A 26,073-nucleotide genomic window follows, 5' to 3' on the forward strand; every position below is an offset into this window, starting at 1 on the left:
CCCCGCGCCATCAAGGTTCCAGCGCGGGTGCGTCAATCAGTTGCTCGCGGTCCGATAGTTGTGGCGGTAGAAAATGTGAACGCCGATCCGGGCCGTTTCTTTGTAGACACGCGACCATGACGGGCGCACCGCCTTGGTGTGGTAATGGGTCGCCCCTTCGGTCAGCCCGACGCCAACGCCGTCGATTGCCGCACGGGCAACCTTGGACACACGCTCATAGGCTCTTTTCTCGCGAATAACTTCTTTCTGACCATCGCAGGTGTAGGTGAACTGGCATTGGTACTTCTTACCGGTTCCCTGCTTGATCACCCCGCACAGCGAACTTGGAAAGCGGCTACTTTTGACCCGATTCAGGATCACCTCGGCCACGGCAAACTGACCGCGAACGCTTTCGCCGCGCGCTTCGAAGTAAAGCGCCTCAGCCAGACATTTGAAATTCTCGTCACCAGCGGCAGTCGGCAGTTGATCCAGCCAATCCTTGGAATAGGACACCTGTTGCAGCACAGGTTCTTTACGTGGCTTAAACAGGCCTAAGTAATCACGAAACTTTTGCCCAGGCAATTCGCTCCGGGTTACTAGTTCGCGTTTGGCAGATTCGGTGGCTTCCCTCTCGGCGACGGAAACACTCGGCAGCACGGTTGCCGCCAATGTGGCAACAGCCAATATGTATCGTAGCATCAGATAACCTCGCACAGGCACAATTAGCGCCGTACCCTCCCCCGGCGGGCGCGATGAGGCTCATACCGAATTCAAACGGCGACGTCCAGTTCTGACGGAAAAGCAAGTGGAAAATCGCCGTTTCGTCAACAATATTTGACGACGGCGCTTTCTGTTACCTACTAATTCTAGAGTGCCGCCCTTCTGTCAACCCCCAAGTCTGGACGAAATCGCCAGTTGAGCGGCAGCCAGCCGAGCGACGGGCACCCGGAAGGGCGAACAGGACACATAGTCAAAGCCCAATTCCCGGCAAATGGCGATTGATTCGGGGTTCCCGCCATGTTCGCCGCAAACTGACAATGTGACTTCTGGTTGTGCTTGCCTGCCGCGTTCAGCCCCCAGTTTAAGCAATTCGCCAACTCCGTCCGCGTCCAACACATGAAACGGATCTTCGACAAAGACACCCTGCCGGACATAAGCCGACATGAACCGGCCTGCGTCATCGCGGGACAGGCCATAGGTCATCTGCGTCAGGTCGTTGGTTCCGAAACTTAAAAACGCGGTTTGCGGCGCGATCTCGGCTGCCCGCAAACAAGCCCGAGGGGTTTCGACCATCACGCCCAGCCGGTACTCAAATTCCTGCCCGCGTTCAGCGGCGACGGCTGCCGCCACGGAATCGATGCGCGCCTTGACCAGCTCGACTTCGCGCTTGGCAGAGACAAGCGGGATCATCACCTCGGGCACCACCGGTGCCCCGTCTTTGCTGGCTTCAAGCGTCGCCTCGAAAATCGCACGCGCCTGCATGTCGTATATTTCGGGAACCGTCACGCCCAGACGAACTCCGCGCAGGCCCAGCATCGGGTTGTATTCGGTCATGGCGTCGACCCTGCGTTCGACATCTGAGACCGGCAGGTCCAGCGCTTCGGCAAGTTCGCGTTGGCCGGTGCGCGTGGTCGGAAGAAACTCGTGCAACGGTGGATCGAATAGACGGATACAGACAGGCTGGCCTTCCATGATCCGGAATAGCTGCGCGAAATCATCGCGTTGCATCGGCAGCAAGCGTTCCAAGACCGCTTCGCGACCGGATGAGGTCTGCGCAAAGATCATTTCGCGCATCACGATCAGGCGGCCGGGGTCAAAGAACATGTGCTCGGTCCGGCACAACCCGATCCCTTGTGCCATGAAGTTCCGCGCGGTTTGCGCGTCTGCAGGTGTGTCCGCATTGGCGCGGATGGCAATATCCCGCTCTGCGTCCGCCCAGCCCATCAGGGTCTGGAAACAGTCATCCAGCGCAGCCTCCAGCATGGTCGGTTGCCCAGCCAACACCTGACCCGAGCTACCGTCGATGGTCAATGTGTCGCCTGTATTGAATACCCGCCCGTCGGGAGCCATCAGCTGTTTTTTCTTTGTCTGAAACCGCATCTCGGACGCGCCGACGATGCACGGCAGGCCCAAACCCCGGCCAATCACGGCCGCGTGGCTGGTCATGCCGCCCTTTTCCGTCAGGACCGCCACGGCGGCATGCATACCGCGCACATCTTCCGGGGAGGTTTCACGGCGCACCAAAATGCACGGCTCTCCCCGCGCGGCGCTTGCCTGCGCCTCGGCCGAGGTGAACACGATCTTGCCGGTCGCAGCACCCGGACTGGCGGCAATTCCGGTGGTCAGGATGTCCCGTTCCGCATCAGGGTGAACCTGTCGGTGCAACAGCTCGTTCAGGGAATGCGGATCCACCCGCATCACCGCCTCTTGCGGCGGGATGATCCCGTCTTCCGCAAGCCGCACGGCGATGCGCATCGCGGCCCGGGCACTGCGTTGCACCCGTACACCGTCCAAAATGTGAACGTGGCCGTTTTCGATCACGAACTCGACCTGCATTTCCTCGCGCAGCTTGACCCGCATCAGCGCTGCATGCGTCTTGAGGTCCGCAAAAGCCTCGGGCGCGACATCTTCCAAAGACACTCCGCGCGGGTCCTTTTCGAGGTACAGCGCCGCGACGCCTTCCCCTAGCGCATCCCGTCCCTGACTTTGACTCAGATACCGACCGGTGATCTGAGGCAATCCAGTGGTCGGGTCAATCAGTTGCAGCACGCCCGATCCGCATTCCCCCTGCCCAACGCCAGGGATCATCTCCTGGATCACAAGCCCCAAGCCTGCATCCGCTGGTGCACCCTTGGCCTGACGCAACAATCGGGCCGAGGTGCCCTCCCATGCGCGTGCCATCGAACGCAGCACGGCAATCAGCTGCTCACCGCGATCCTGCGGAAAGGCTTCGTCAGTCTCGTCTTCGTAAGCCCGCAGAGATTCCTGCAGCCCCTCACGGCCATCTGCATCGATCTCGTCAAACACATCCGGGTCCAGCCGCGCAACATGAACCGCGTAGCTTTGGACAAAGCGCAGATACAGCGCAGCCGCGGCCTCGACCCCCATCGAATCCGACAGGTCAACATAGCGCGCGTCATTCATGCCGATGTTCAGGATGGCACCCGGGCCGCCCCAATCGGGATCTTCTGAACTGGGCCGGACACACAGCAGCGCGGTCTGTTCAAACTGCTCAAGAACAGCGGCCAAATCCGGCACCTGCCCATCCGATATCTGATGCACCGCATCAAACGACAACGCGACCGTTCGTGGAACCGGCAGTTCCAGACGAACCAGACGTTGCAGACATTTCGCCCGCCCGCCATGCGTGTTGGCAGCAACGGGCGCTTCGGACGTGATAAGCGTAGTATGCGGATTATTCTGCACTGCGGCACCTTTTGATTTCACCGCAGCATAAGCCCCTGCACCAATGGCGCAAGGGCGTTCTGGATCAGCCTTCGATGCGGCTCAGATCAGCAACACTGGAGCAGACCTGACGGATCTGGCTTAGCAGGTTCAGGCGGTTACGGCGCAGGATGTCATTGTCGGTATTGACCTGAACATCCTCAAAAAACGCATCCACCGGGCCGCGCAGGTCGGCCATGGCCGACATCGCACTTGGGAAATCCTCGGCTTTCAGCGCCGGGTCGATCTTGGCCTGTGCAGCTTCTAACGCGCCGAACAGAGCCTTTTCACTGTCAGTCTCCGCAAATTTGATATCAGCGCCATAGGAATACTCGACCCCGTCCTTTTCCTCGGCCTGGGTCAGAATATTGTTGGCGCGCTTGAACCCCTGCACGAGGTTTTCGCCATCCTCGGTCGCGATCACGGCATTCAGCGCGCGGGCGCGCTTGACCAGCAGGTTGAGGTCATCATTGCCGTCCATCGCGATGCAGGCGTCGATGATGTCGTGGCGAATGCCCTCGTCGCGGAGGAAGGTTTTGAGTCGGTCGTGGAAGAAGGAGAGGAGATCGTCGGACGCGTCCGGGACTTTCTTCTCCAACCCCAGAAATTCAGCGGTCGGCTTGTCGCCGAGATTGTCTTTGACCGCTTTGAAGGCTGCACCGAAGACGCCGTGATCCGCGATTTCTTCCAGCAGGTCCTCGACATCTGATTTCGGCAACGCGTCATTGATGGCACCCTCTGCCCGAACCAACTGGCTATCAAAGAACCGATCCAATCTTAGACGCAAATCGTTTTCGAGTATCAATCGCGTCACGCCCAACGCCGCGCGGCGTAGGGCAAACGGGTCTTTCGATCCCGTGGGCTTTTCCTCAATCGCCCAGAACCCGGTCAGCGTGTCCAACTTGTCGGCCAGCGCCACAGTTACTGACAACGGCGCGGTGGGCACATCATCCGACGGCCCCAACGGCGAGTAATGTTCCTGCGCCACGGAGGCCACGGCGGCGTCCTCACCGGCGGATTCGACGTAATATCGACCCATAAGCCCCTGAAGTTCCGGGAATTCATAGACCATCTCGGAGCTTAAATCGGCCTTGGCCAGACGCGCGGCTTTCGCGGCCTGATCTGCATCCGCTCCGACCACCGGGGCCAGTTCACGGGCCAGTGCGGCGATACGGTCGATCCGCTCGGCCTGTGTGCCCAGCTTGTTGTGGAAGGTAACGTTCTCCAGCGCGCGGGTCCATTGGGCGATATCCGATTTGGCCACGCGCAGGTCGTTCTCCCAGAAGAACTTGGCATCCGCCAGACGCGCCGACAGAACCTTTTGGTTGCCTGCCAGAATGGTCGCGCCATTATCGGTGGTTTCGCGGTTTGCAACAGTAATGAACTGTTCGATCCGGCCGGTTTTGGGATTGCGGACCGAGAAGAATTTCTGATGCTCCTTCATCGAAGTCTGCAGCACCTCGGGCGGCAGTTCCAGGAACTCGTCGTCGATCTTCCCCATCAGGACGACCGGCCACTCGACCAGGCCGGCAACCTCGGCCAGGAGGCCCGCGTCATCGACCACTTCCAGACCCGCCGCAAAGGCAAGGTTCTGGGCGTCGTTCCAAATATGCTCAGCGCGTTCTGCAGGCGACAGCACAACGAACGCGCGTTTCAGCTTGGCGGCGTAATCCTCAAAGGAAGACACGGCGAACCGACCCGGCGCCATGAAACGATGACCCTCCGTGGTATCGCCGGACGTGATGCCTTCGATTTCCATCGGCACGACCTGCGCGCCGGTCTCATCAGTCAGGATGCACAGGATCGAGTGCAACGGACGCACCCAGCGCAGACCGCCACTGCCCCAGCGCATGGATTTGGGCCAGGGGAAGTTGCGGATCGTCGCCTCAAGCACCTCGGCCACGATCTCAGCCGCCGGACGGCCGGGCTTTTCGATAGTGGCGAAATAAACCGCGCCTTTGGGAGTTTCACGCTCTTCCAACTGATCGCGTGTCAGACCTGCGCCCCGCAGGAAACCTTCTATGGCTTTGTCCGGCGCGCCAACTTTCGGACCCTTGCGTTCTTCGCGGATCATCGGGCTTTCCGAAAGCAACCCTTCGACCGCCAGTGTCAGACGGCGCGGCGTCGTCAGAGAGGCAGCAGAGGCATATGTCAAACCGGCCTCGACCAAACCATCGGTGATCCGCTTTTTCAGGTCATCGCCGGCACGGGTCTGCATGCGCGCGGGGATTTCCTCGGAAAACAATTCGATCAGCAGGTCGGGCATTTTCTGTCCTTAGAAATTGACGATCGTCTGAATGACGATGGCATTAGCGATATCCACAAAGAATGCGGATACAAGGGGCAGCACGATAAAGGCAATAGGCGAAGGACCATATCGCTTGGTAACGGCGGTCATATTTGCGATTGCGGTCGGAGTCGCGCCCAGGGCGAAGCCCCCGAAACCTGCGGCCAGCACGGCAGCGCGATAGTTTGAGCCCATGACGGGAAATAGAACCCAGATCACGAAGGCGATGGCAAACAGTGTCTGGGCGGACATGATGACCACGATTGCCAGACCCAGTTCCGCGATGGTCCACAACTGCAGGCTCATCAACGACATCGCCAAAAACGCACCCAGCGAGAATTCCGAGATCAGCGCCAGTGAGGGTGTACGTTCAATCGGTGGACGGTTGGGGAAAAACGTTGCACGCAGATTTGCGATAACGATGCCCATGATCAGACAGGGCACAAACAGGGGCAGCTTCAGACCAGCGGCGCTGATCACCTCTCCCAAGAAATACCCCGCGATAATCGCCAGATTGAGAAACAACAAGACCCGCATGATTGTGACATGGTCGATCTTTACCGCCGTTTCGTCGGGATCCATCGGCAGGCCAACGGTGTGGTCCTCATCCGGGCGCGCGGGGCTAAGGTTGCGACCCTCAACCAAAAGCCTTGCGATCGGTCCGCCAATCAATGCGGCCAGAACAAGCCCAAGTGTTGCAACGGCAACGCCTAGCTCAGTTGCGCCGTCCAGGCCGGTGGCCTCGGCAACCTCGGGGGCCCAGGCAATCGCAGTTCCGTGCCCGCCGATCAGAGATGCCGAGCCGAACAGAACCCCAGCCTGCGCCGGATACCCGAACATAGACGCCCCAATTGCCCCGATCCCGTTTTGCGCGACAATCGTCGCCAAAGTCAGGATCAAAAGTAAAAACAGAGGCTTGCCGCCTGATATAAGGTCAGAGAGCCGCGCGTTTAACCCGATGCCCGCAAAGAACACCACTAACAGAAAATCCCGTGTGGCAAGGTCAAAGGACAGCTCAAGATCGAAGGCCAGATACAATATCAGCACGACCAGTGAGGCCAGCAGGCCACCCGTGACAGGTTCGGGAATGTTAAACTGGCGTAGTGCGGCGACGCGCGCATTGATCTCGACCCCCAAAAGATACACCGCAAAGCCCAACGTAGCGGTCAGGAAATCAGGTATCTGCAGGGTCTCGGCGGTCATCATATCCTCAATTCTGTGGCCGGTCCGGGCATTCTTCGCCAATCACGGTGCCGTCATAGGCCTTTTCGCCGCAATTGTTCAGCGCGTGCCAGACATAGCCTTTGCCGCCATTTGTAACGGCAACAATTCGGTCAACGCCAAAGTGGATGTTTTTGGCGCCCAGAAAGGCTTTGGCCTCACCTGATTTCAGTGCATCCGCCACCGCCACGGCGTCAAAGCAATCGAACCATCCGGGCGCGGTCAGCGGCTCTGCATTCTCGACCGCGACATGGGTTTCCTCAATCTGCGCAAGCGTCAGATCCGTTTCGAAACAGGCACGGTAGCGGATGGGTGAGCTGTCCGCGTCAATCGCCTGAAACGCACTGTAGGATATAGGCGTGGGCGCCTCGGCCCCTTCCGTCATCAACATGACATCCTGCCCGGGCTTGGATTCCACGTCATAATAAAATCCGTATATCTGCAGGTAATACATCCCAAAACCGGCTACTGCCGCCGAGATCAGCACTATGATCGCAAGCACTTTTCCTGTCATTGTCTTTTCCTTTTGCTCACGATGCCTCTTTCACGATCGGTAAAAATAGGACAGGTTCCAATTGATTACAGGCCGGAAAGAGACTTTTGAAATGGACAGCACCCTTGCCGTAGGATTCTTCGGAGCGCTTTTTGCGATCATGAATCCAATCACGAACCTGCCAGTATTCCTTAGCGTCACCGACGGCCTTGCCCCGGCTGAGCAACGCAAAGTGGCTACAAAGACGGCCCTCTACTGCCTGATCCTTGGCGCATCGTTTGCGGCTGTGGGAAGTCAAACGCTCAGCCTGTTCGGCATCAGCGTCGATGACCTGCGTGTCGCGGGTGGTCTGGTCGTTCTGATGATTGGCCTGAACATGCTGAACGGAAAGCCAAGCACGTCGCATCACGGAACCGAGGGGGAACGGCAATCCTACCCCGAACCTGATACGGTTGCCTTTTATCCGCTGGCTTTTCCGATCCTTGTCGGGCCGGGCACAATCACCACGTTGATCCTGTATGCAAGCCACATCCATAAACCGGTAGATGCCATTGTTTACGCTGGCGTTTTCCTGGCCGTCCTGCTGTTGCTGTTCGTGACATTCTGGAACGCCGCAGCCATTGCCAAACGTCTGTCTGACAATGCTCGTGTTATCATGAGCCGGTTCATGGGCATGATCCTGTCGGCCATCGCAATCAGCATGATCGCTGCTGGCCTTAAGGTTTTGCTGCCCGGACTGGCCTGAGCGGCGCATCAGGCCTGGAACCCGGCGGCCTCGGTCAGCAGGAATGCGTCTGCGCATTGCTTCGCCAAGGCCCGCACGCGGCCGATATAGGCCTGACGTTCGGTTACCGAGATCACGCCCCGCGCGTCCAGCAGGTTGAACACGTGACTGGCCTTGATGCATTGATCATAGGCCGGGTGGGCCATGATGATGCGCTTGCCGGTTTTCGGGTCGTCATGCTCTTGTGCCAGAATGGCGGCGCACTCAGCTTCGGCTTCTTCGAAGTGGCGCAACAACACTTCGGTGTTGGCCACGTCAAAGTTCCAGCGGGCGTATTCTTCTTCGGTCTGTTTGAAGATGTCGCCATAGGAAAGCGGGCTTGGTGACTGCGGATCATTGAATGGCATGTCCATCACGTGATCGATACCAAGTACATACATCGCCAGACGCTCCAGACCATAGGTCAGCTCGCCCGAGACCGGTGCGCAATCATGGCCACCGACCTGCTGGAAATACGTGAACTGGCTGACTTCCATGCCGTCGCACCAGACTTCCCAACCCAAACCCCAGGCACCCAGAGTGGGGCTTTCCCAGTCGTCTTCGACAAACCGGATGTCATGCAGGTTCATGTCGATGCCGATGGCTTCGAGGCTGCCGAGATACAGGTCCTGCAAATCCGGCGGGCTGGGTTTGATCAGCACCTGATACTGATAATAGTGCTGCAACCGGTTGGGGTTCTCGCCGTAGCGTCCGTCCGTCGGACGGCGCGAAGGCTGCACATAAGCTGCGGCCCAGGTTTTCGACCCCAACGCGCGCAAGGTGGTCGCCGGGTGGAACGTGCCTGCACCAACCTCCATGTCATAGGGCTGCAGAATAGCGCAGCCTTTCGAGGCCCAATAGGTCTGAAGCCGCAAGATAATCTCTTGAAAAGAACGTGGTGCGCTGGACTGGTCGGTCATGACATTCCCTTTGGACGCCACTGCGCCCGGTTCCGTTGGGTTTTGCCCTTCCTATGCAAGGGGCCGTTGGGCGTCAACGGGCGGCAAAGCCTATGCTGTCACTGCGCAGCCACACTGTAAATTCCCCGTATTCCGGGCATGGCTTTCGGTACGTGAGTTCGCGTAGGGTCCGGCAAAGATAAAACACTGCGGACACGGGCAGACAATGACTCGCATATTCACGGCAATTTTGTTTCTTTTTCTCATCGGCGCGCGCGCTGTTTTTGCACAGCAGGACGCAGGCGTCTGGGTGCAGGTCGAAGCGCAGCCCTCGCTGCGCGAAGCGCAGGAACGTGCGCGGGTCTATGCCAGCACCCTACCGGACGTAAACGGGTTTCGCTTGAACTCTGGTTGGTATGCCATTGTTATCGGGCCTTATTTACGCAACGATGCGGAACAGGTTCTAAGCGTTTACCGCGCCGAGGGGCAAATCCCTGCGGACAGCTACATCGCTTTTTCCAGCGCATTGGGACAGCAATTCTGGCCGGTTGGAGAGAACATTCTGGACCGGGGCGTCGTGACGCCACCAGTTGAATCCCAGCCTGAACAGCCTGCTGTTGGCGTAACCCCGCAGGCCTCGGACGAGACACGCTCACAAGCGTTGCAAAGCGAGCGTCTTCTAAGCACGCAGGAACGCATGAATTTGCAAACCGCCCTGCAGGCCGCGGGTTTTTACAATTCAACGATCGATGGCGCATTTGGCCAAGGCACGCGGCGCTCCATGGGCGACTGGCAACGGTTCAACGGCTTTGAAGCAACCGGCGTTCTGACGACCGCACAGCGCAAGGCGTTGATTGACGATTTTAATGCCCCCCTTCTGAGCGTCGGGATGGAGCGTTACTCCGACCCGCAGGCCGGTATCGATTTGGATCTGCCGCTGGGTGTCATCGCATTCGACCGTTATGAGGCCCCGTTTGTTCACTTCAAAAGCACAACCGATCTGGACGCCAAGGCCCTGTTGATCAGTCAGAAAGGCGACAAAGCCACGCTGCGCGCCCTTTATGAGGTGCTGCAATCGCTGGAAATCGTTCCGCTCGATGGCCCACGGCAGCTGCGTGGCGACAGCTTTACGCTGGAAGGGCGCGGTAATGGGATCGTGACCTATAGCGAAGCACGGCTGGACGATGGCCAGATCAAAGGCTTTGCACTGGTTTGGCCCGAGGGTGACGATGCCCGGCGCGCCAGAGTGCTAGCCGCAATGAAGAGCGGCTTTACCGCAACTGGCACCGTGCTGGACGCCGCAGCGGGTGCCAATGCCGAGCAGCGGATTGATCTGGTGTCCGGACTGCAGGTACGCACACCGCGCCTGTCCCGTTCGGGCTTCTTTGCTGATACCAGCGGCACGGTCCTGACCGTATTTGAGGCAGCGGACAGCTGCACACGCATCACGCTTGATGACGATCAGGAGTTCCAGGTCGCCTTGTCAGATGCAGATCTGGGCGTGGCGGTTCTGCGCCCCAGCCGCAATCTGGTTCCGGTCAACGTGGCAGAATTCAGCGCCGATGCGCCGCGTATTCAATCTGAGATCGCGGTGTCGGGTTTCTCGTATGAGGGCGCCTTGGGCGCACCGACGCTCACCTTTGGTCAGATCGCTGATGTGCGTGGCCTGAACGGAGAAGACGGCGTGAAACGTCTGGCATTGGCGGCCCAACCCGGCGATGCGGGCGGACCGGTTTTTGACGGCAATGGCCAGGTTGTTGGCATGCTGCTGCCAACCCCGACCGAAGGACGCACCCTGCCCGCGTCCGTCAGCCTTGCTGCAACGGCCAACAGCCTGAACGAAGTTCTGGCCAAGGCGGGCGTGTCCGGTCAATCGGGTCAGCCGACGGCGCAAATCTCGCCCAATGAACTCAGCCGCCGGGCGACCGGAATGACCGTATTGGTTCATTGCTGGGATTGATCTCTGCGCCAAATCGCACAAAGCGCCGCTCGTCCGAGCGGCGCTTTTTTGTTGGCTAAAGGATATCCGGCGTGACACGGATCAGTGTCGGGACCGGGGCCGTAAAGGCGGCTCGGACCGCCTCTTGCATCTCGGGCAAACTGGAGGGCGCAGAGGACAACGCGCCAAAGGCCTCGGCGAGTTTGCAGAAATCCGGGTTCCGCGCGACAACCGCATTTGGGGCGATCTGACCTCGGACCATGCTGTCCTCAATCTCTTTGAGCTTTCCGTTGTCCCAAAGAATAATCGGCAGAGACAGGCCCAGTTCGACTGCTGCCCCAAGCTCTTGCATCGTATAGTGAAAACCGTAGTCCCCGGCGATCACCGCTGTAGGCTTGCCTCGGCGCGCCACAGCCCCGCCAATTCCAGCCGGCAGCGCATAGCCAAGCGTGCCGAACCCGGTCGGATGGTGCCAGTGATAGGGATAGCCCATATCCCAAACCTCTTTGGCGACATAAGCGAACTGGGTCATGTCAGAATAGATCATAGTGTCGCCGGGCATCGCCGCGCGAAGGGCATCCAGGACCGGGACGATACCTGGCCGTTCCGCATCCACTTCGGCCCGCCAACGGCGGCGCGTGTCAGCTACGTCCTCCGCTGTCCACCCCGTTGCAGGTTTGACATGATCAATGGCAGCCCAAAGTGCATGGGCAAAGCTTTCCCCGTCAGCTTGCAGCTTGACCGCTGCGCGATGCTGATCCGACAGCACCTTCGGGTCCACATCTATACGCACCAGATTGCCCGTGTGGCCCAATGTGCTTCGCCACAAGTCGACCTCGCCCAATTCCGCGCCCACGACGACCACAAGATCGGCCGAGGCGATAACATCAGCGCTGCCCGGTCGTGGCAACATGGCTCCATAGTCCAAGGCATAGCCCAACCCCGCCATTCCGCGCCCGGCATACGTGGTGAAACAGGCCGCGCCCAACTGCGTCAGGATTTGCCGCCACAGATTCGACCGCGCGCCCCCACCCAGAATAAACAACGGGCGCCGTGCGATGTTCAGCATGGACATTACCGGAGCCAAATCCGGCGGCAAAACTTTTGAGCGCAAACCAGGTTGGTGGGGAAACGGTGCAGGATCAGCATCGGCCTCAAGCTGTGCAATCGGCACTTGGATGTGTTTTGGGCGTGGGCGGTTGAGTTCGAACTCCTCAAAAGCACGCTCGACCAGATTGTAGGCTGCCTGCGCCGTATTGGCCTGATGCGACCAGTCCGTCACGGTCTCAGCTGCGGCGCGCTGGTCTTTCATCTGGTGCAACTGCCCGTGCACCCCTTGCGTTTCATCAAGGCACGAGGACATCACCAGCATCGGGACCGAGTCCGCATAGGCCTGCCCCATCGGCGTCATGATATTGCACAACCCCGGTCCGGTGATGACATATGCAACACCCGGCTTGCCGGTCGCACGGGCATAGCCGTCGGCCATGAACCCTGCCCCCTGCTCGTGCCGGGCCAGCACATGGGTGATTCCGGCCTCTTCGATCCCGCGATACATTTCTTGATTGTGCACGCCGGGAATACCAAAGATCACATCCACTCCGCGATCCCGCAGCATATGCGAAAGCTGCGCACCAAGGGGTCTTTTCATCAATTCCTCCAGAACTGGACAGTGAAGAGTGCGTATACGGCCAAAAGCTCAAGCCGTCCCACCAGCATTCCGATTGAAAGCAGCCATTTCGCGGTGTCGCTGAGCCCTGCAAAATTGCCGGCCGGTCCGATTTGGTCTCCCAGTCCCGGCCCTACATTGGCCAGCGCTGTGGCCGCCCCGGAGACGGCAGTTATGAAATCCAATCCCGTCAATGCCAGCGCCCAGGCCAGCACGCCCAACGAGAGCACGAAAAACATGAAGAAGCTCATAACCGAGGTCAGGACGTCCGGACCAATCGAACGGCCATCATATTGCGGCTTAAAAACCCCATGAGGTGAGCGGATGCGGCGGATCTGGGTCTTGATCGAAGCAAACAGCAGTTGATACCGGAAGATCTTGATCGAACAGGCGGTTGAACCCGCGCAGCCGCCAATCAGACCGATCAGGAAGAACATCATGATCGGGAAACTGCCCCAACCCATGTAGTCGACGCTGGCATACCCGGTACCCGAAATGATCGAGGTGATATTGAACAGGGATTCCCGAACAGCTTGTTCCCAATGATGCGGGAAAACGGAGGTCAGAAAGACCGCCATAATGACCACCAGCACAAGAATGGTCGCCAGAAAGGTCCGTATCTGGCTGTCGCGGAAAATGGACCTCGTATTGCCATTGGCGAATTGGACGTAGCGCACGAAAGGCAGTGCAGCGAGAATCATGAAGACAGCGGCCGCATATTCTGCTGGGCCGGAAAACGTGCCAAAGGACGCGTCATAATTTGAAAACCCGCCCGTTGAGATCGTCGTCAGGGCGTGCACCACGGCATCAAAGAAGCCCATTCCCAGACCTGCATAGACCAACGCGCAAACAATCGTCAGAAAGACATAGATCAGGGAAATCTGGCCCGCGATCTCTTGCGCCCGTGGAAGAATTTTCCCCATGGTTTCAAATCCTTCCGAGCGGAAGATTTGCATCCCCCCGACGCGAAGCTCGGGCAAGAAGACCATGGCCACGACGATGATGCCGATGCCGCCCAGCCATTGCAGCAGGCCACGCCAAAGCAGCAACCCCTGTGGCAGGTTATCGAGGCCGGAAATCACGGTCGAGCCTGTCGTCGTCAGGCCCGACATCGCCTCGAAATACGCATCGACAAAGCGCAGTTCGGTCTCGCCCAAAAGAAACGGAATGGCGCCAAAAAATGGCAATGCGACCCAGACCCCTGTGGTCAGTAAAAAGGTCTGACGGATCGTCAGACCTTCGCCTACTCCGTTCGAGCAGCTCATTGCCAGAACGACGCCGGTCAGAATCGTTATGACGCCGCTTTCGAGAAAAACGTGCCACTCGCCCCGGCCTTCGATGAAGTCCGCAAGCATAGGCAGCAGCATGGTCGCCCCAAGAATGGCGACCAATAGGCCAATCACATATCCAACCGGGCGCATATCCGTCATGAGGCGCAGCGTTGGCGCGCCTGCACGACTGTGTCAAGCCGGTGTCGGGTTTTACCCGTCCGTTTTGCGGGCCGTTGTTGGCATCGCGGGCGGATTAGACGGGGCGCGCGGGCGACGTGCCGGAGTTGCCTGTGCCCCCTCGAGCTTTGTGGCAACGGCTTTTGCAGGCGCAGGCTGCGCCGCGACCGGCTTGCCGGGTGCTGGTTTCGCCGCGACCGGCTTGGGTGCGGCCGGTTTGGCCGGGGTCTTCGGCGCAGTGGTGTTTGCTGCCACAGGTTTCGGCTTGGCAACCGCTGCCGGTTTTGGCACAGGTGTTTTTCTAGCAACGGCAGGCTTTGGTTTGGCTGCCGCTGCGGGTTTGGCCGCTGGCTGCCCTTTGGCGACGGCAGGCTTGGCGGCAGGCTTTTCTGCAACTTCGGTCGATTTGGCTGCAACCAGAGTGGGTTTGGTTACAGCAGCCACCGTTTTGGGCGCGGTCGGCTTGGGTGATTCGACCTTAGGTTTTGCGGCGGCTTTCTTGCGGGCTACAGGCTTGGGCTTGGCCATCACCGCAGGTTTTGCCTTGGCAACCGATTTGGCCTTCGGCGCGGGTTTTGCCGAGGGTGCAGCCGGGGCCGGAGCAGCAGCCGACGCGTGCAAGGCACTAACCGACACAAACGGCAGCTCCATCGCCGAACGGGTCAAAATCTGCATAATTTTCATTTGGTTGCTAACCGCATAGCCGGCCATTCGGATGGCCGCAGCCTGAAATTCCAGCGGTTGGGAAATTGGATTCATACTTTAGTTCTCCTCTGAAAGCGATGCAGCCTGCAAAAGAGTGAATTGAGCTGCCCGTCCCGATTTTTCGGGCGGATCAAGCAGTCACGAAGTCCTGAGCGTCGCACGTCTCAGCTTCCTTTCAGAGTGGCAGACGCACGAACAGAAATTCGCCTGCCACGGCTGCATTCCACACCAGTGTTACTTGAAGGACTGTGCAAATGCAGCACGAATTGCCGCGCTGCGGCGGAAAACCGCTCTTAGTCTAAAAATGATACTTTGTTGATCCACCCCGCCCTGTCTACCCGACGTGGAACAGGGTGGTGAACAGCCGCGGGTCCAGGCTGGGTGACACAAAGGTCGGACCTTCGGTCAGAACCGACACCGCATCGTGGCTGTGCAGGCTTTCCTGATGGCTTGCGACCACGCGGAAATCGCCAATATGGTGATCGGCCAGCAATTCGGCACAGAACAGCCGGGCGGCGTCTTCGACAAAGATCGGATTGGCCGCGTTAAGCTCGGCAAATGCCTGTTCATCCTCGCGTTTGACCATCACCTGCGTTTCTGTCGGAACGGCACGGCGGCACATGGCAATCAGATCCTCGAACCACAGGCAATCCGTGTCGCAGTCGACCACAACAGATATCCGCGCCACTGAACGTTGCGAATGCGGTGTGGCCAGCTGTCCACGTGTTGCGCGTGCGTGCTCGCTGAGTTCCAGCGAACAGGGACATGTTGAGGAATAGACATAGTCCAGATGCATGATCTTCTGGCGCACTCCGCCCTGTTCAACCAGCTCAAGTGCGATGTCGTAATACTGGTACCCTTCCAAACCGGACCGCAGGCTTTGCACACGGTCGGGATAGGAAAACCGCATCTGGATACGGGCGTCAAAGCTATCCAGATCAGTCATATAATCATTCAGCGCGGCCTCCATGACTTCAAAGCTGAACGTACGCTCGGCGTGTTTGTAAAACGAGCGCATGATCCGGGACATGTTGATGCCCTTCTTTTCGGCATCCAGACTGACAGTCCCGGTCACCGAGGTCTCAAGCGTCAAGTCATCGCCGCGCTTGCGATGAAAGCGGATCGGCAGGCGGAAGTTCGAGATACCAACATGCTGGATTTGTTGCTTTGCGCCCCGGATCAAGCTGGACGGGCCATTCTGCAGGTCCGGCAAGGTCGCACGATACGCGCTGTCGACCGTGAACCCATCAGGGTATTCGCGCGACAGGGACGGATAATTCACGGGCACCAGACCAGGCACAAGGCGCGCAATCGCCGGGTCGAGCTGGCTGATCTCGGCCTCGGTTGCGGACTCGGCCCATTTGCGCAGCGTCTTCAGAGCGGCTGCGGCTTCGTCATTGTCGGGCGTGTCCTCAATGTCGCGGGGGTGCACGTTCATCGATCGGGTTCCTCGGTTGGTCGCCGAACCTTGTTTGTATTCGGCTTGCTTTCCAGTGTAGCTTTATACGCTGAAAAACACAGCCCGGATCGAAATTCGGCGAAAATCGCATGACTTACGTCATTTTCACCTAGTTTCGACCCGGTTGTCAGTAAACCGCTGCCGTTAGTTAACGTTGCGACACGTCCAGCGCGTGTTTGATGTCTGCAAGCAGGTCTCCCGCATCCTCCAAACCGACAGAAAAGCGGATCAGGCCCGGTGTAATGCCCAATTCGTCCTTCTGATCGTCACTCAAACGCTGGTGCGTCGTCGTTGCGGGGTGTGTTGCGATTGACTTGGCATCGCCCAGATTGTTCGAGATGACAGGGATCGTCAGCGCGTTCAGGAATGCAAACGCTGCGTCCTTGCCGCCCTTGATGTCCAGCGACAGAACAGTTCCGCCTTTGCCACCCAATTGGGCTTGGACCAACGCGTTTTGCGCATGGGTTTTCAGACCCGGATAAAGCGTCCGTTCCAGCGCCGGATGCCCCTCAAGCGCTTCTGCAATGGTCTGCGCCGTCTCGGCCTGAGCGTTAACGCGCAGCGCCATCGTTTCCAGACCTTTCAGCATGACCCAGGCGTTGAACGGGCTCAGCGCTCCGCCGGTGTGTTTCAGATAGGGCTCAACCGTTCCCCGGATGAAATCCTTGGTGCCAATGATAACGCCGCCCAAAGCGCGCCCCTGCCCGTCGATATGTTTGGTCGCAGAATAGACAACAACATCCGCCCCCTGTTCGATTGCGCGCGAGAAGACGGGCGTGGAAAAGACGTTATCCACGATGACAAGCGCGCCAACCGCATGGGCCAGTTTGGCAACTGCCTCGATATCAATGACCTCAAGCGTCGGGTTTGACATGGATTCGAAGAAAACCGCCTTGGTCTCAGGGCGGATCGCCGCTTTCCAAGCGTCCAGATCGGTGCCGTCGACAAAGGTGACGTCCACACCATAACGGGAAAGGATGTTTTCGAGGATATACAGACAGGACCCGAACAATGCCTTGGCCGAAACCACATGGTCGCCCGCCTGCAACATCGACGTCAGCGCCGCATTCACCGCAGCCATGCCGGACGCGGTGGCAAACGCGTCCTCGCCACCTTCCAGCGCCGCGATGCGCTGTTCGAACATCGAAACGGTCGGGTTGCCATAGCGGGCATAAATAAACTCATCCGGGCCGGATTCGATGAACCGCGCCTCGGCTTGTTCGGCTGTCTCATAGACGAAGCCCTGCGTCAGAAAAATTGCTTCGCTGACTTCGTTGTATTGGCTGCGACGGATGCCGCCATGGACGGCTTGGGTGCGTTTGTTCCAGCTCTCGCTCATCTCATTCCTCTCGACCCTTGTCTGGCAAGGGCATCAAAAAAACCCCAGACGCGGTCAAGCGAAAGGGGCCTTTCATCCTGACCTTTTAGCGGTGTTGTTTAGCGTGGCCCGCAATCCGGTAACAAATCGCCACGTAGCTTCTGCGATGCAAATACGCCGCGCATTCTTGGCCGTCAAGCCCGGTTGCCCTGTGTCACGCTTTCGTAACCGCCTCTTGCCGATTGCGCAGAATACCGCATCATCGCTTCAACCTGAGGAGGCACCATGATCGATCTATATTTCTGGCCCACGCCGAATGGCTGGAAGGCGTCCATCGCTTTGGAAGAGATGGACCTTCCCTACACCACTCACCTGATCAATATCGGCAAGGGTGATCAGTTCGACCCCGAGTTCCTTAAAATCGCGCCTAACAACCGGATGCCTGCCATCGTTGACCCGGACGGCCCGGATGGCGCGCCGATCTCGGTTTTTGAGAGCGGCGCGATCCTGATGTACCTGGCCCGCAAGACAGGTCGCTTTTACGGCAACACCGAGCGTGACCGGATCGCCGTCGAGGAATGGCTGATGTGGCAAATGGGCGGCGTCGGCCCAATGGCCGGTCAGGCGCATCACTTCTTGAAATACGCGCCAAACCTCGAGCCGCCGCAGGACCTGCCCTATGCCAAAGACCGCTACCGCACCGAGGTCGGGCGGCTGTACGGAGTATTGGACCGGCGGTTGGCCGAAAATGAATACGTCGCGGGCGATTTCTACTCGATCGCGGACATGTCGGTCTGGGGCTGGGCCAGCCTGTGGGAAGGTCAGCAGCAGGTATTGGATGACAAACCCCATTTCGCCCGCTGGCTTGAAACGGTAAGTGCCCGCCCCGGTGTTCAGGCCGGACGCGCGCTACATGCGGAGTTGCGCGGGGATCATCGGGACAAGCGAGCTCAGAGCAACCTTTTTAAACGGTGAAGCTCAATTCACTCTTGAAACACAACAAAACACTGTGCCATCGCTGGCATTGCAATGGCGCGACACATATTTGATTTAAAACACATTTTCAGGCGAGAAGTTTAAATGGCATATGTTTGTTACTACCCTGCAACCGGTCGTTACCTAAAAGGGTTCAAGTTGCCCGGTTGGAGCGAAAAGTACCACTCCGGCGAAATTGCGGATGATGTTGCGAGCGTCTTTCATACTGGTCAACGGCGCTTAGAACCTGGTGAGGCACCGAAAAAAGTGCTACTCAAGAAACAGGCGGCAAAGCTCCCAGACATATTCTCTGCGTCGGGTGGTGCTCGGATTATCACTGATCGCGTGCGTCAAATTTTGGAAGCATTCGATCCGGGTGTACACCAAATCCTTCCGATCGAAGCCTTTTACAGAGATGGGTCAAAGCCCGATACAGCATATTTTTTCATGAACGTGACCAAGCGCCTAGACACAGTCATCGATGAGGCATCCAGTGTTGAGATGTCTTGGCAATTTTCAGGTATCAAAACGACTGAGCGAATGGAGTTGTCCCCTCCATCCTCAAAAGACTTAGTTTTGCGAAAGGAGAAAACTGCTGGGAACAATCTTTGGCGTGAGAAAAGATACCTACATCTGCCACTGTTAATGTCCGACGAAATGCATGCCGAGTTCAAAGCCCAAAAGATCAAGGCCTACCATTTTTGGCGCGCTGAAGAGCGATAGTCTTATTCTGGGGTCAGCCCGACCCCTCTCCCCGCACCAGCATGTCCAGCATGCCCGAGATATCCTCGACCTCTTCCGCGATCACATCGGTCATCGAATGCGCCCGCTGAATGTTGATTTGAGCTCGGGCAACCGGGACAAGCAAGCGCAGAGCAGTTTGTTCAAGCGATAAGGTTTTTCTGCTATACTCTGGCTTTGTATAGGAAAAGGATTGTACAAAGCCCCGCCCTATCCGCACTTCGCGCAGACGTACCAAGGCCGGTCATGATACAATCGGTCCGAGCTGACAAGGGAACGAGTTATTTTATGCGAGTATTGGCCCCTCTGTTTGTATTATGCGCAGGCATGGCGAGTGCTACGCCGGATTGCGAAGAACCTGCGCAGGCTCAAGCGCATGAGCTTGTTGCGTTTGAACCGTCCACTGAACTGGACGTTCTCTTGGAGGAAGGCACCGCACCTGTTCCCCCTAAGCAAGAGCTGACTGTTTCCCCCAGACCGCGGCTGCGGCCCTGCAAGTTTCGTCAGATCGAAGTCGGCCGCGAAAGGATGCGCGAACGTGGTGCAGTCTGTGGCGACTGGACTATTCTCGGCGAAAAGCGAAAACCCTTTAGAGGAAAGTACCAGGGATGCGGCATTGCTGATCCCGTGCGCATCCGCATGGTATCTGACGTCCTTCTCAGCCAGTTGGCGTTGATGGATTGTGAAACCGCCGTCACACTCAAAACATGGTTGGAGAACACAGCCAAACCGGCCTTTGCGAATCTGGGCGGCGGCCTGAAAGGATTGCGTCTGGCTGGTCATTATGCGTGCAAGACGCAGAACAATCAGCCACGCGCGCGGATTTCGGAACATGCCCGTGGCCGCGCAATCGACATTTCATCCTTCATACTTTTGGATGGCACCGTGATCACTGTGCGCGACGGATGGGCAGCCGAAGATACAAGCGATGTTATGCACGAACTGCACGCAGGCGCCTGCGGTCTGTTTGGCACCGTGCTGGGTCCTGACGCCGATCGCTATCACAAAGGGCACTTCCATTTTGACACAGCGCGCCGCCGTAGTGGACCCGTTTGCCGCTGACGGACTACCCCTCCCCCCGCACCAGCACATCCAGCATGCCCGAGATATCCTCAACCTCTTCCGCGATCACATGGGTCACCGAATGCGCCCGCTGCATCCTGCCCGTGACCCGCAGCAGCCGCCCCGAGATCACCGCCCGGCGGAAACGTTCATAGATCTTGCGCCAAACCACCACGTTCACGATGCCGGTCTCATCCTCGAGCGTGACAAAGATCACCCCCTTGGCCGTCCCGGGCCGCTGCCGCAAGATCACCAGCCCCGCGACCGCCACCAGCGCGCCCTCGGGCGGGTCGTTCAACCGATTGGCGGGCAGACACGCGGGCGGCCGCGGCCAGTTCCGGTTCGTAGATATAGGGCGGGTAGGCAACACAATCATGAGAACAAAAATAGAACATCCGCAAGGAAAGTCCATAGACGGCGTGACGAGTCGCAAATGAGGCTGGAAAGACCTAAATGCCTTCACTAAGGAAGAATTCGACAAGCGAAAGAGGAAGACGCAAGCAATGGCAAAGATCACCTATGTCGAGCACGGCGGTACCGAACATACAGTCGAAGTCGCCAACGGCCTGACCGTCATGGAAGGGGCCCGTGACAACAATATCCCAGGCATCGAGGCCGATTGCGGCGGCGCCTGCGCCTGTTCGACCTGCCATGTCTACATCCACCCGGACTGGGTCGAGAAAGTTCCGGCCAAGGACGACATGGAAGAGGACATGTTGGACTTCGCCTTTGAACCCGACCCCGCCCGCTCACGTCTGACTTGCCAGATCAAGGTCACTGATGAATTGGACGGGCTGGTTGTTCAAATGCCCGAAAAGCAGATCTGATGCTTTTCAAAGCGATCGCGGCGGCCGCGATCGCAATTGGAATCTGTCCGAGCCAGACAAGATCTCAGCAGCCATGGCAGTATGAACCGCTGGGTTCGGCAGAGTACTCCGAACCCACTGCGCGATACCCGCACGGCGTACTCGGTGATCAGATTGAATACGGCGCTCTGATCCTGCAATATGCGCCGGAATGGGCGAAATACACAATCCGGCTGCCAAAAGAGCGCGTTTTCGAAGATATTCGTCCGCGCCTGATTGATGTTGACAATGATGGCCGTCGCGAAGCTTTGGTGGTTGAAAGCCATCGTGATAAAGGTGCACGGCTTGCAATCTACAATGGCGGCGGTCTGATCGCCGCTACGCCCTACATCGGCACCCGCTTTCGCTGGCTCGCTCCGGTCGGTGCCGCCGACCTGGATGGCGACGGCAACGTCGAGATCGCCTATGTTGATCGCCCTCACTTGGCCAAAACCCTGCGCATATGGCGATTTACAGACGGCGAATTGATCGAAATCGCATCGCTGCCCAATCTCACCAATCACCGCATTGGAGAAGATTTCATCTCCGGCGGTCTGCGCGATTGCGGCGGCACTCCGGAACTGATCCTTGCCAACGGCAACTGGACCCGCGTCATCAGCGTCACTTACGAAAACGACTGGACCACCCACGACCTCGGCGCGTTTACCCGCCACAAAAGCCTGAACAACGCACTCAAGTGCTGATCCGCCTCTTCATCTGGCTAAAAATTTCCTGTGAGTGAGGCGATAGGCCGAAGGGGCAAAGCCCCCTGACCTAGCGACTGTTCAAAGAGCCCGCCAGCCGATATCGCGGCGGTAAAAGCCTTCGGGCCAATCCACACCCTCAACCATCGCATATGCCCGGTCCCGCGCCTCTTGCAATGTATTCCCACGCGCGGTCACATTCAGCACGCGCCCGCCTGCGGCTTGCACTTGCCCATCAACGGCCTTGGTGCCCGCGTGGAAGATCATGTTGCTGCTGTCTTCAGGAAGCGCTTCCAACCCCTTGATCGCAGATCCTTTTACGTAGGAGCCCGGATACCCCTGTGCCGCCATCACAACAGTGATCGCATGATCGTCGGCCCAGTTTACCTGCGTCTCGCTCAAACGGCCCTCGGCCGCGGCATGAAGTAGGTCCAGAACCTGGGCACCAAGCCGCATCATCAGAACCTGGCATTCCGGGTCACCAAAGCGGACGTTGTATTCGACCAACCTCGGTTGGCCGTCCTTGATCATCAGGCCAGCATACAAAACGCCCTGAAACGGCATACCCCGGCGCTTCATCTCGGCCATAGTCGGACGCACGATCTCTTCCATCGCCCGCGCCTCAATCTCGGCGCTCAGAACGGGTGCAGGCGAATACGCCCCCATACCGCCGGTGTTCAGACCCGTGTCGCCTTCTCCCACGCGTTTGTGGTCCTGCGCGGTGCCGATGGACAGGATGTCCTCACCATCACACAGCACGAACAAAGATGCCTCTTCGCCTTCCATAAACTCTTCGATAACGACCTCGGCACCCGCGCCCCCAAAAGCGCCGCCGAACATGTCGTCGATAGCCTCCAGCGCGGCCTGTTCGTCCATCGCGACGATCACACCCTTGCCTGCCGCCAAACCATCGGCTTTGACCACGATCGGCGCGCCCTGTTCGCGGATATAGGCTTTGGCAGGATCGGCCTCGGTGAACTTTGCATAAGCTGCGGTCGGAGCGTTCGACGCGTCACAGATTTCTTTGGTAAAACTCTTCGAGGCTTCCAGCTGTGCTGCATCGGCCGACGGCCCAAAGACCAGCACACCCGCTTCACGCAGACGATCTGCGACGCCAGCGGCCAATGGGGCCTCGGGGCCAACAATCACGAAATCAATCGCGTTCTCTTCAGCAAAGCTGACAACCGCGCCGCCGTTTTCAGTATCGAGCGCTGCGCACTCAGCGATCTGCGCAATTCCGGCATTTCCCGGCGCAACGATCAGACGGTCACATTTGGGGTTTTGCATCACCGCCCAGGCGAGGCTGTGTTCGCGCCCGCCGCTGCCGAGAATAAGGATGTTCATGAAGGTCTCCGATCTGCTTGGCCTCGCCTTCCGGGCGTTCTAAGCTGGCCGGGCATTTGACACAAGGCGCTGAAATGTCCGACCTGCTTGATGACCCGATCCCGGGCCAAAACACACCAGAATATACCGTTTCGGACATCTCGGGTGAGGTGAAACGCACGCTGGAAGGCACGTTCGGGCGAATCCGTGTGCGTGGTGAGGTCGGCCGCGTGTTCACGGCGCGGTCGGGCCACCTGTACTATGACATCAAGGATGACCGGAACGTGTTGGCCTGCACAACATGGAAAGGTCAGGTTTCCGGCCTATCGGTGGTGCCGGAAGAAGGTCTTGAGGTCGTGGTCACCGGTCGCCTGACGGCTTTTGGCGCGCAGTCGAAATACAACCTGAACGTCGATGAGGTCGCGGTCGCCGGGCAAGGCGCTTTGATGGCGCTGCTGGAAAAGCGCAAGAAACAGCTTGAGGCTGAAGGTTTGTTCGCACCCGAACGTAAAATGCCTCTGCCCTACCTGCCCCAGATTATTGGCGTGGTGACATCACCATCTGGCGCTGTGATCCGGGACATCCTGCACCGCCTGCGGGATCGCTTCCCGCGCAAGGTGCTGATCTGGCCCGTCGCTGTACAGGGCTCCAACTGCGCACCAGAAGTTGCGCGGGCCATCGACGGTTTCAACAAACTGACGCCGGGCGGCTCACTGCCTCGACCCGACCTGATTATCGTCGCCCGTGGCGGCGGTTCGATTGAAGACCTTTGGGGGTTCAACGAAGAAATTGTCGCGCGTGCGACGGCCGCTTCGGACATTCCGCTGATTTCGGCCGTTGGTCACGAAACAGATACGACGCTGATCGACTTTGTGTCAGACCGCCGCGCGCCAACGCCGACCGCCGCGGCCGAGCTTGCCGTGCCGGTTCGAATGGAACTACTGGCTTGGACGGGTGAGCAAGGCGCGCGTTTGTCTCGTGCCGCGACGGACGCGGTTCAAAGGCGGTCTCAACGGCTTCGCGACCTGTCCCGCGCGTTGCCGCGCCCGGAAAGCCTGTTGAACACCCCACGCCAACGACTTGATTTGATTGCAGATCGACTTGCGCCCGCACTGAATCGCGGCGTGCAAAACCGACGTCTGCAGGTTGTCGAGCTGTCCGCACATCTGCGCCCGTCGACGTTGCGCAATCTCGTTTCGTCCAGAAACGAGGCCTTGCGCAACCTGTCATCCCGGCTTTCCCTGCGCCCAATCCGGCGCGAAATCGAACAACAACAACAAAATATCAACAGGTTGGCAGAACGAATGAACACGGCGCAGGCCACGCGACTGGATCGGATGCGGCAACAGCTGGACGCCGCCGACCGCCTGCGTGAAACACTAAGCTACAAAGCTACACTGCAACGTGGTTATGCTGTGGTCCGGGCCGAGGGAGAGGTTCTTACGACCAAGAAACAGGCCTCAAAACACAGCACGTTCGAGATCGAATTCGCGGATGGCCTCCTAAATACTGGTCAGCCCACGGCTTCGCGGGCGGCACCAAAAAAACCGGCCAAGAAAGATGCACCTGATCAGGGCTCTCTGTTCTAGCGACCTTCAGACGCCAATCTCGGGGCCGAGACAGACCATCTCTTCATTGATATCTTCGGCCTCGTACAGCTCGGTGGCTTCCGAGTTGCCTTCGAACAAGGCGGTCAACCCCCTGTCGGTCTTGGAAAAGACCCAGCATTGCGGATCAATCCTGTCTTCATAGATGAAGCAGATCTGCCCTCCTTGTTCGTACCAAACGCCCTCTTTGCAATTGCCATCCAGAAACGACCAGATCACGCGTTTATTGGGCAAATAGCGTTCGACGCCGTAAACCGTTCCCTGAAACCCATAGAACATGGTTTTTCCGCGCGTATAACTGTCAAACTCAGACCCGGACAAGGCCGGCTGGGCAACGGCCGCCTGCGCAGTGAGTGTCATAAGAATCGCAAGACGCGTCAGCATGAGATCATTTTGGCAGATGCAGTTCGGCATCGCCAATAAACAATTCCCCACAAACGGCTGCCTTCACGTCACCGCTTGAGTTGTAATGGCGATCCCAGTGATGCTGCCAAAAAAAGCCAAATGGGGGACATTTGATGACAACCGCTTTTTTCTGGATCGCTGCCGCGAGCGCGCTGGCCTATTTGCCGATGTCACCGCGCCCGGCCAGCCCCCTGCGATCCCTCTTCAAGACGGCCTCTGTCGCGCTACTGGCGCTGGTTGCTGTCTTAAGTGGCGCCCCCATGCTACTGACCCTTGCGCTAGTCCTGTGCGCCTTGGGCGACGCGCTGTTATCACGCGAGACGGACTCGACCTTCATGGCAGGGATCGGTGCATTTGCAGCAGGCCACCTGGCCTATATCGCTCTGTTCCTCAGCCACCCATCCAGCGACACCGCTCTGATCTTCGACAAGCCCGGCATCTTTTGGTCGCTGATCATCCTCGGGATCGTTGCTGCAACCCTGCTCGCCCCCCGCGCCGGTGACCTCAAGGTACCGGTTCTGGGCTATATCCCGATCATCCTTGGCATGGGCATTACGGTCCTCGCCTTGCCCGAGGCGGGCGCGTTACGCTGGGCCCTGCCCGCCGCACTGGCCTTCATCGCGTCGGACCTGATACTGGCGACTGAAAAGTTTCTGCTGCCTGACGGCCATCCGGCGCTACGCATCACGCCCTTTATGATCTGGATCCTATACTGGGGCGCGCAAGCGGGGCTGTTAATTGCGTTTTTGTGACCCTTTGCAACTGCCGCAAATCCGCATTAGGTGAG

The 26,073-nt window shown here is 58.4% G+C and carries 24 protein-coding genes and 1 riboswitch; of the genes, 9 read left to right on the top strand and 15 right to left on the bottom strand.

What is annotated here, in order from left to right; all coding sequences use genetic code 11:
• Positions 1-36: 36 nt before the first annotated feature.
• The 5 genes from AC2FGC_RS03485 to AC2FGC_RS03505 form a co-directional block, all read right to left on the bottom strand.
• A complete protein-coding gene (locus AC2FGC_RS03485) occupies positions 37-678 on the bottom strand; it encodes a cell wall hydrolase (RefSeq protein ID WP_058277625.1) in 642 nt (213 codons plus the stop codon).
• 186 nt (positions 679-864) lie between these two features.
• Positions 865-3,426 (bottom strand): putative PEP-binding protein, encoded by a 2,562-nt coding sequence (locus tag AC2FGC_RS03490; protein ID WP_496722189.1) that lies wholly within the window; start codon positions 3,424-3,426, stop codon positions 865-867.
• 43 nt (positions 3,427-3,469) lie between these two features.
• Complete coding sequence (glyS, locus tag AC2FGC_RS03495; protein WP_496722187.1) at positions 3,470-5,689, bottom strand: glycine--tRNA ligase subunit beta; 2,220 nt, start codon at positions 5,687-5,689, stop codon at positions 3,470-3,472.
• Between the two features lie 9 nt (positions 5,690-5,698).
• The gene (gltS, locus tag AC2FGC_RS03500; protein ID WP_496722185.1) at positions 5,699-6,913 is read right to left on the bottom strand and encodes a sodium/glutamate symporter; all 1,215 of its coding nucleotides are present in this window, start codon (positions 6,911-6,913) and stop codon (positions 5,699-5,701) included.
• Positions 6,914-6,920: 7 nt separating this feature from the next.
• Positions 6,921-7,445, bottom strand: a complete 525-nt coding sequence (locus tag AC2FGC_RS03505) for a DUF6446 family protein (RefSeq protein WP_496722183.1) — start codon at positions 7,443-7,445, stop codon at positions 6,921-6,923.
• Between the two features lie 91 nt (positions 7,446-7,536).
• Between AC2FGC_RS03505 and AC2FGC_RS03510 the strand changes: the two genes are divergently transcribed.
• The gene (locus tag AC2FGC_RS03510) at positions 7,537-8,169 is read left to right on the top strand and encodes a MarC family protein (RefSeq protein ID WP_058277621.1); all 633 of its coding nucleotides are present in this window, start codon (positions 7,537-7,539) and stop codon (positions 8,167-8,169) included.
• An 8-nt stretch (positions 8,170-8,177) separates the two neighbouring features.
• Here the strand turns inward: AC2FGC_RS03510 and AC2FGC_RS03515 are convergent, their stop codons facing one another.
• On the bottom strand, positions 8,178-9,107 hold the full coding sequence (locus AC2FGC_RS03515; RefSeq protein WP_058274256.1) for a glycine--tRNA ligase subunit alpha: 930 nt from the start codon (positions 9,105-9,107) through the stop codon (positions 8,178-8,180).
• Positions 9,108-9,312: 205 nt separating this feature from the next.
• On the opposite strand from AC2FGC_RS03515, the gene AC2FGC_RS03520 reads away from it, so the two are divergent.
• Positions 9,313-11,046 carry a serine protease gene (locus AC2FGC_RS03520; protein ID WP_496722181.1) on the top strand — a complete coding sequence of 578 codons (1,734 nt, stop codon included), beginning with the start codon at positions 9,313-9,315 and terminating at the stop codon, positions 11,044-11,046.
• Between the two features lie 55 nt (positions 11,047-11,101).
• Here the strand turns inward: AC2FGC_RS03520 and AC2FGC_RS03525 are convergent, their stop codons facing one another.
• The 5 genes from AC2FGC_RS03525 to metZ form a co-directional block, all read right to left on the bottom strand.
• On the bottom strand, positions 11,102-12,676 hold the full coding sequence (locus AC2FGC_RS03525; protein WP_496722179.1) for a thiamine pyrophosphate-binding protein: 1,575 nt from the start codon (positions 12,674-12,676) through the stop codon (positions 11,102-11,104).
• Positions 12,676-14,124 (bottom strand): TrkH family potassium uptake protein, encoded by a 1,449-nt coding sequence (locus AC2FGC_RS03530; protein ID WP_109312003.1) that lies wholly within the window; start codon positions 14,122-14,124, stop codon positions 12,676-12,678. Before AC2FGC_RS03530 ends, AC2FGC_RS03525 begins: the two co-directional genes overlap by 1 nt.
• Positions 14,125-14,175: 51 nt before the next feature.
• Positions 14,176-14,901 carry a hypothetical protein gene (locus AC2FGC_RS03535; protein WP_496781422.1) on the bottom strand — a complete coding sequence of 242 codons (726 nt, stop codon included), beginning with the start codon at positions 14,899-14,901 and terminating at the stop codon, positions 14,176-14,178.
• A 280-nt stretch (positions 14,902-15,181) separates the two neighbouring features.
• Complete coding sequence (gene folE2 / locus AC2FGC_RS03540) at positions 15,182-16,285, bottom strand: GTP cyclohydrolase FolE2 (protein ID WP_496781423.1); 1,104 nt, start codon at positions 16,283-16,285, stop codon at positions 15,182-15,184.
• Between the two features lie 169 nt (positions 16,286-16,454).
• A complete protein-coding gene (gene metZ / locus AC2FGC_RS03545) occupies positions 16,455-17,645 on the bottom strand; it encodes an O-succinylhomoserine sulfhydrylase (RefSeq protein ID WP_496776364.1) in 1,191 nt (396 codons plus the stop codon).
• A 65-nt stretch (positions 17,646-17,710) separates the two neighbouring features.
• Positions 17,711-17,788: riboswitch (SAM riboswitch) on the bottom strand.
• 121 nt (positions 17,789-17,909) lie between these two features.
• On the opposite strand from metZ, the gene AC2FGC_RS03550 reads away from it, so the two are divergent.
• Both AC2FGC_RS03550 and AC2FGC_RS03555 read left to right on the top strand, forming a co-directional pair.
• Positions 17,910-18,599, top strand: coding sequence for a glutathione S-transferase N-terminal domain-containing protein (locus tag AC2FGC_RS03550; RefSeq protein ID WP_496722170.1), 690 nt, complete (start codon positions 17,910-17,912; stop codon positions 18,597-18,599).
• Positions 18,600-18,704: 105 nt separating this feature from the next.
• Positions 18,705-19,322, top strand: coding sequence for an imm11 family protein (locus AC2FGC_RS03555; RefSeq protein ID WP_496722169.1), 618 nt, complete (start codon positions 18,705-18,707; stop codon positions 19,320-19,322).
• Positions 19,323-19,335: 13 nt separating this feature from the next.
• Here AC2FGC_RS03555 and AC2FGC_RS03560 read toward each other — a convergent pair whose 3' ends face one another.
• Positions 19,336-19,578 (bottom strand): hypothetical protein, encoded by a 243-nt coding sequence (locus AC2FGC_RS03560; RefSeq protein WP_496738785.1) that lies wholly within the window; start codon positions 19,576-19,578, stop codon positions 19,336-19,338.
• Positions 19,579-19,628: 50 nt separating this feature from the next.
• Here AC2FGC_RS03560 and AC2FGC_RS03565 point away from each other — a divergent pair, with 50 nt between their 5' ends.
• Positions 19,629-20,402, top strand: a complete 774-nt coding sequence (locus AC2FGC_RS03565) for an extensin-like domain-containing protein (RefSeq protein WP_496781424.1) — start codon at positions 19,629-19,631, stop codon at positions 20,400-20,402.
• A gap of 4 nt (positions 20,403-20,406) precedes the next feature.
• Here AC2FGC_RS03565 and AC2FGC_RS03570 read toward each other — a convergent pair whose 3' ends face one another.
• Entirely contained in the window at positions 20,407-20,778 is a 372-nt protein-coding gene (locus tag AC2FGC_RS03570) for an OB-fold nucleic acid binding domain-containing protein (protein ID WP_496722965.1), read from the bottom strand.
• A 127-nt stretch (positions 20,779-20,905) separates the two neighbouring features.
• Here AC2FGC_RS03570 and AC2FGC_RS03575 point away from each other — a divergent pair, with 127 nt between their 5' ends.
• Positions 20,906-21,229, top strand: a complete 324-nt coding sequence (locus tag AC2FGC_RS03575) for a 2Fe-2S iron-sulfur cluster-binding protein (protein WP_170383687.1) — start codon at positions 20,906-20,908, stop codon at positions 21,227-21,229.
• The gene (locus AC2FGC_RS03580; protein WP_496722163.1) at positions 21,229-21,951 is read left to right on the top strand and encodes an FG-GAP repeat domain-containing protein; all 723 of its coding nucleotides are present in this window, start codon (positions 21,229-21,231) and stop codon (positions 21,949-21,951) included. Before AC2FGC_RS03575 ends, AC2FGC_RS03580 begins: the two co-directional genes overlap by 1 nt.
• An 81-nt stretch (positions 21,952-22,032) precedes the next feature.
• Here the strand turns inward: AC2FGC_RS03580 and purD are convergent, their stop codons facing one another.
• Positions 22,033-23,295, bottom strand: a complete 1,263-nt coding sequence (gene purD / locus AC2FGC_RS03585; RefSeq protein ID WP_496722161.1) for a phosphoribosylamine--glycine ligase — start codon at positions 23,293-23,295, stop codon at positions 22,033-22,035.
• A gap of 74 nt (positions 23,296-23,369) precedes the next feature.
• On the opposite strand from purD, the gene xseA reads away from it, so the two are divergent.
• Positions 23,370-24,863, top strand: coding sequence for an exodeoxyribonuclease VII large subunit (gene xseA / locus AC2FGC_RS03590; protein ID WP_496781425.1), 1,494 nt, complete (start codon positions 23,370-23,372; stop codon positions 24,861-24,863).
• Positions 24,864-24,869: 6 nt separating this feature from the next.
• Here xseA and AC2FGC_RS03595 read toward each other — a convergent pair whose 3' ends face one another.
• Positions 24,870-25,265, bottom strand: coding sequence for a hypothetical protein (locus AC2FGC_RS03595; RefSeq protein ID WP_496766821.1), 396 nt, complete (start codon positions 25,263-25,265; stop codon positions 24,870-24,872).
• Positions 25,266-25,399: 134 nt separating this feature from the next.
• On the opposite strand from AC2FGC_RS03595, the gene AC2FGC_RS03600 reads away from it, so the two are divergent.
• Entirely contained in the window at positions 25,400-26,038 is a 639-nt protein-coding gene (locus tag AC2FGC_RS03600; RefSeq protein ID WP_496766822.1) for a lysoplasmalogenase family protein, read from the top strand.
• Positions 26,039-26,073: the final 35 nt, after the last annotated feature.

The organism is Ruegeria sp. CDSC054, assembly GCF_059610645.1.

Bases quoted from the DNA above. Each gene is read 5' to 3' on its own strand.
- AC2FGC_RS03520 (WP_496722181.1), top strand. From the start codon at position 9,313: ATGACTCGCATATTCACGGCAATTTTGTTTCTTTTTCTCATCGGCGCG.
- AC2FGC_RS03485 (WP_058277625.1), bottom strand. From the start codon at position 678: ATGCTACGATACATATTGGCTGTTGCCACATTGGCGGCAACCGTGCTG.
- purD (WP_496722161.1), bottom strand. From the start codon at position 23,295: ATGAACATCCTTATTCTCGGCAGCGGCGGGCGCGAACACAGCCTCGCC.
- metZ (WP_496776364.1), bottom strand. From the start codon at position 17,645: ATGAGCGAGAGCTGGAACAAACGCACCCAAGCCGTCCATGGCGGCATC.
- AC2FGC_RS03580 (WP_496722163.1), top strand. From the start codon at position 21,229: ATGCTTTTCAAAGCGATCGCGGCGGCCGCGATCGCAATTGGAATCTGT.
- folE2 (WP_496781423.1), bottom strand. From the start codon at position 16,285: ATGAACGTGCACCCCCGCGACATTGAGGACACGCCCGACAATGACGAA.
- AC2FGC_RS03510 (WP_058277621.1), top strand. From the start codon at position 7,537: ATGGACAGCACCCTTGCCGTAGGATTCTTCGGAGCGCTTTTTGCGATC.
- AC2FGC_RS03595 (WP_496766821.1), bottom strand. From the start codon at position 25,265: ATGCTGACGCGTCTTGCGATTCTTATGACACTCACTGCGCAGGCGGCC.
- gltS (WP_496722185.1), bottom strand. From the start codon at position 6,913: ATGACCGCCGAGACCCTGCAGATACCTGATTTCCTGACCGCTACGTTG.
- AC2FGC_RS03570 (WP_496722965.1), bottom strand. From the start codon at position 20,778: ATGATTGTGTTGCCTACCCGCCCTATATCTACGAACCGGAACTGGCCG.
- AC2FGC_RS03530 (WP_109312003.1), bottom strand. From the start codon at position 14,124: ATGACGGATATGCGCCCGGTTGGATATGTGATTGGCCTATTGGTCGCC.
- AC2FGC_RS03555 (WP_496722169.1), top strand. From the start codon at position 18,705: ATGGCATATGTTTGTTACTACCCTGCAACCGGTCGTTACCTAAAAGGG.
- AC2FGC_RS03575 (WP_170383687.1), top strand. From the start codon at position 20,906: ATGGCAAAGATCACCTATGTCGAGCACGGCGGTACCGAACATACAGTC.
- AC2FGC_RS03505 (WP_496722183.1), bottom strand. From the start codon at position 7,445: ATGACAGGAAAAGTGCTTGCGATCATAGTGCTGATCTCGGCGGCAGTA.
- AC2FGC_RS03525 (WP_496722179.1), bottom strand. From the start codon at position 12,676: ATGAAAAGACCCCTTGGTGCGCAGCTTTCGCATATGCTGCGGGATCGC.
- glyS (WP_496722187.1), bottom strand. From the start codon at position 5,689: ATGCCCGACCTGCTGATCGAATTGTTTTCCGAGGAAATCCCCGCGCGC.
- AC2FGC_RS03515 (WP_058274256.1), bottom strand. From the start codon at position 9,107: ATGACCGACCAGTCCAGCGCACCACGTTCTTTTCAAGAGATTATCTTG.
- AC2FGC_RS03565 (WP_496781424.1), top strand. From the start codon at position 19,629: ATGCGAGTATTGGCCCCTCTGTTTGTATTATGCGCAGGCATGGCGAGT.
- AC2FGC_RS03535 (WP_496781422.1), bottom strand. From the start codon at position 14,901: ATGAATCCAATTTCCCAACCGCTGGAATTTCAGGCTGCGGCCATCCGA.
- AC2FGC_RS03600 (WP_496766822.1), top strand. From the start codon at position 25,400: ATGACAACCGCTTTTTTCTGGATCGCTGCCGCGAGCGCGCTGGCCTAT.
- xseA (WP_496781425.1), top strand. From the start codon at position 23,370: ATGTCCGACCTGCTTGATGACCCGATCCCGGGCCAAAACACACCAGAA.
- AC2FGC_RS03550 (WP_496722170.1), top strand. From the start codon at position 17,910: ATGATCGATCTATATTTCTGGCCCACGCCGAATGGCTGGAAGGCGTCC.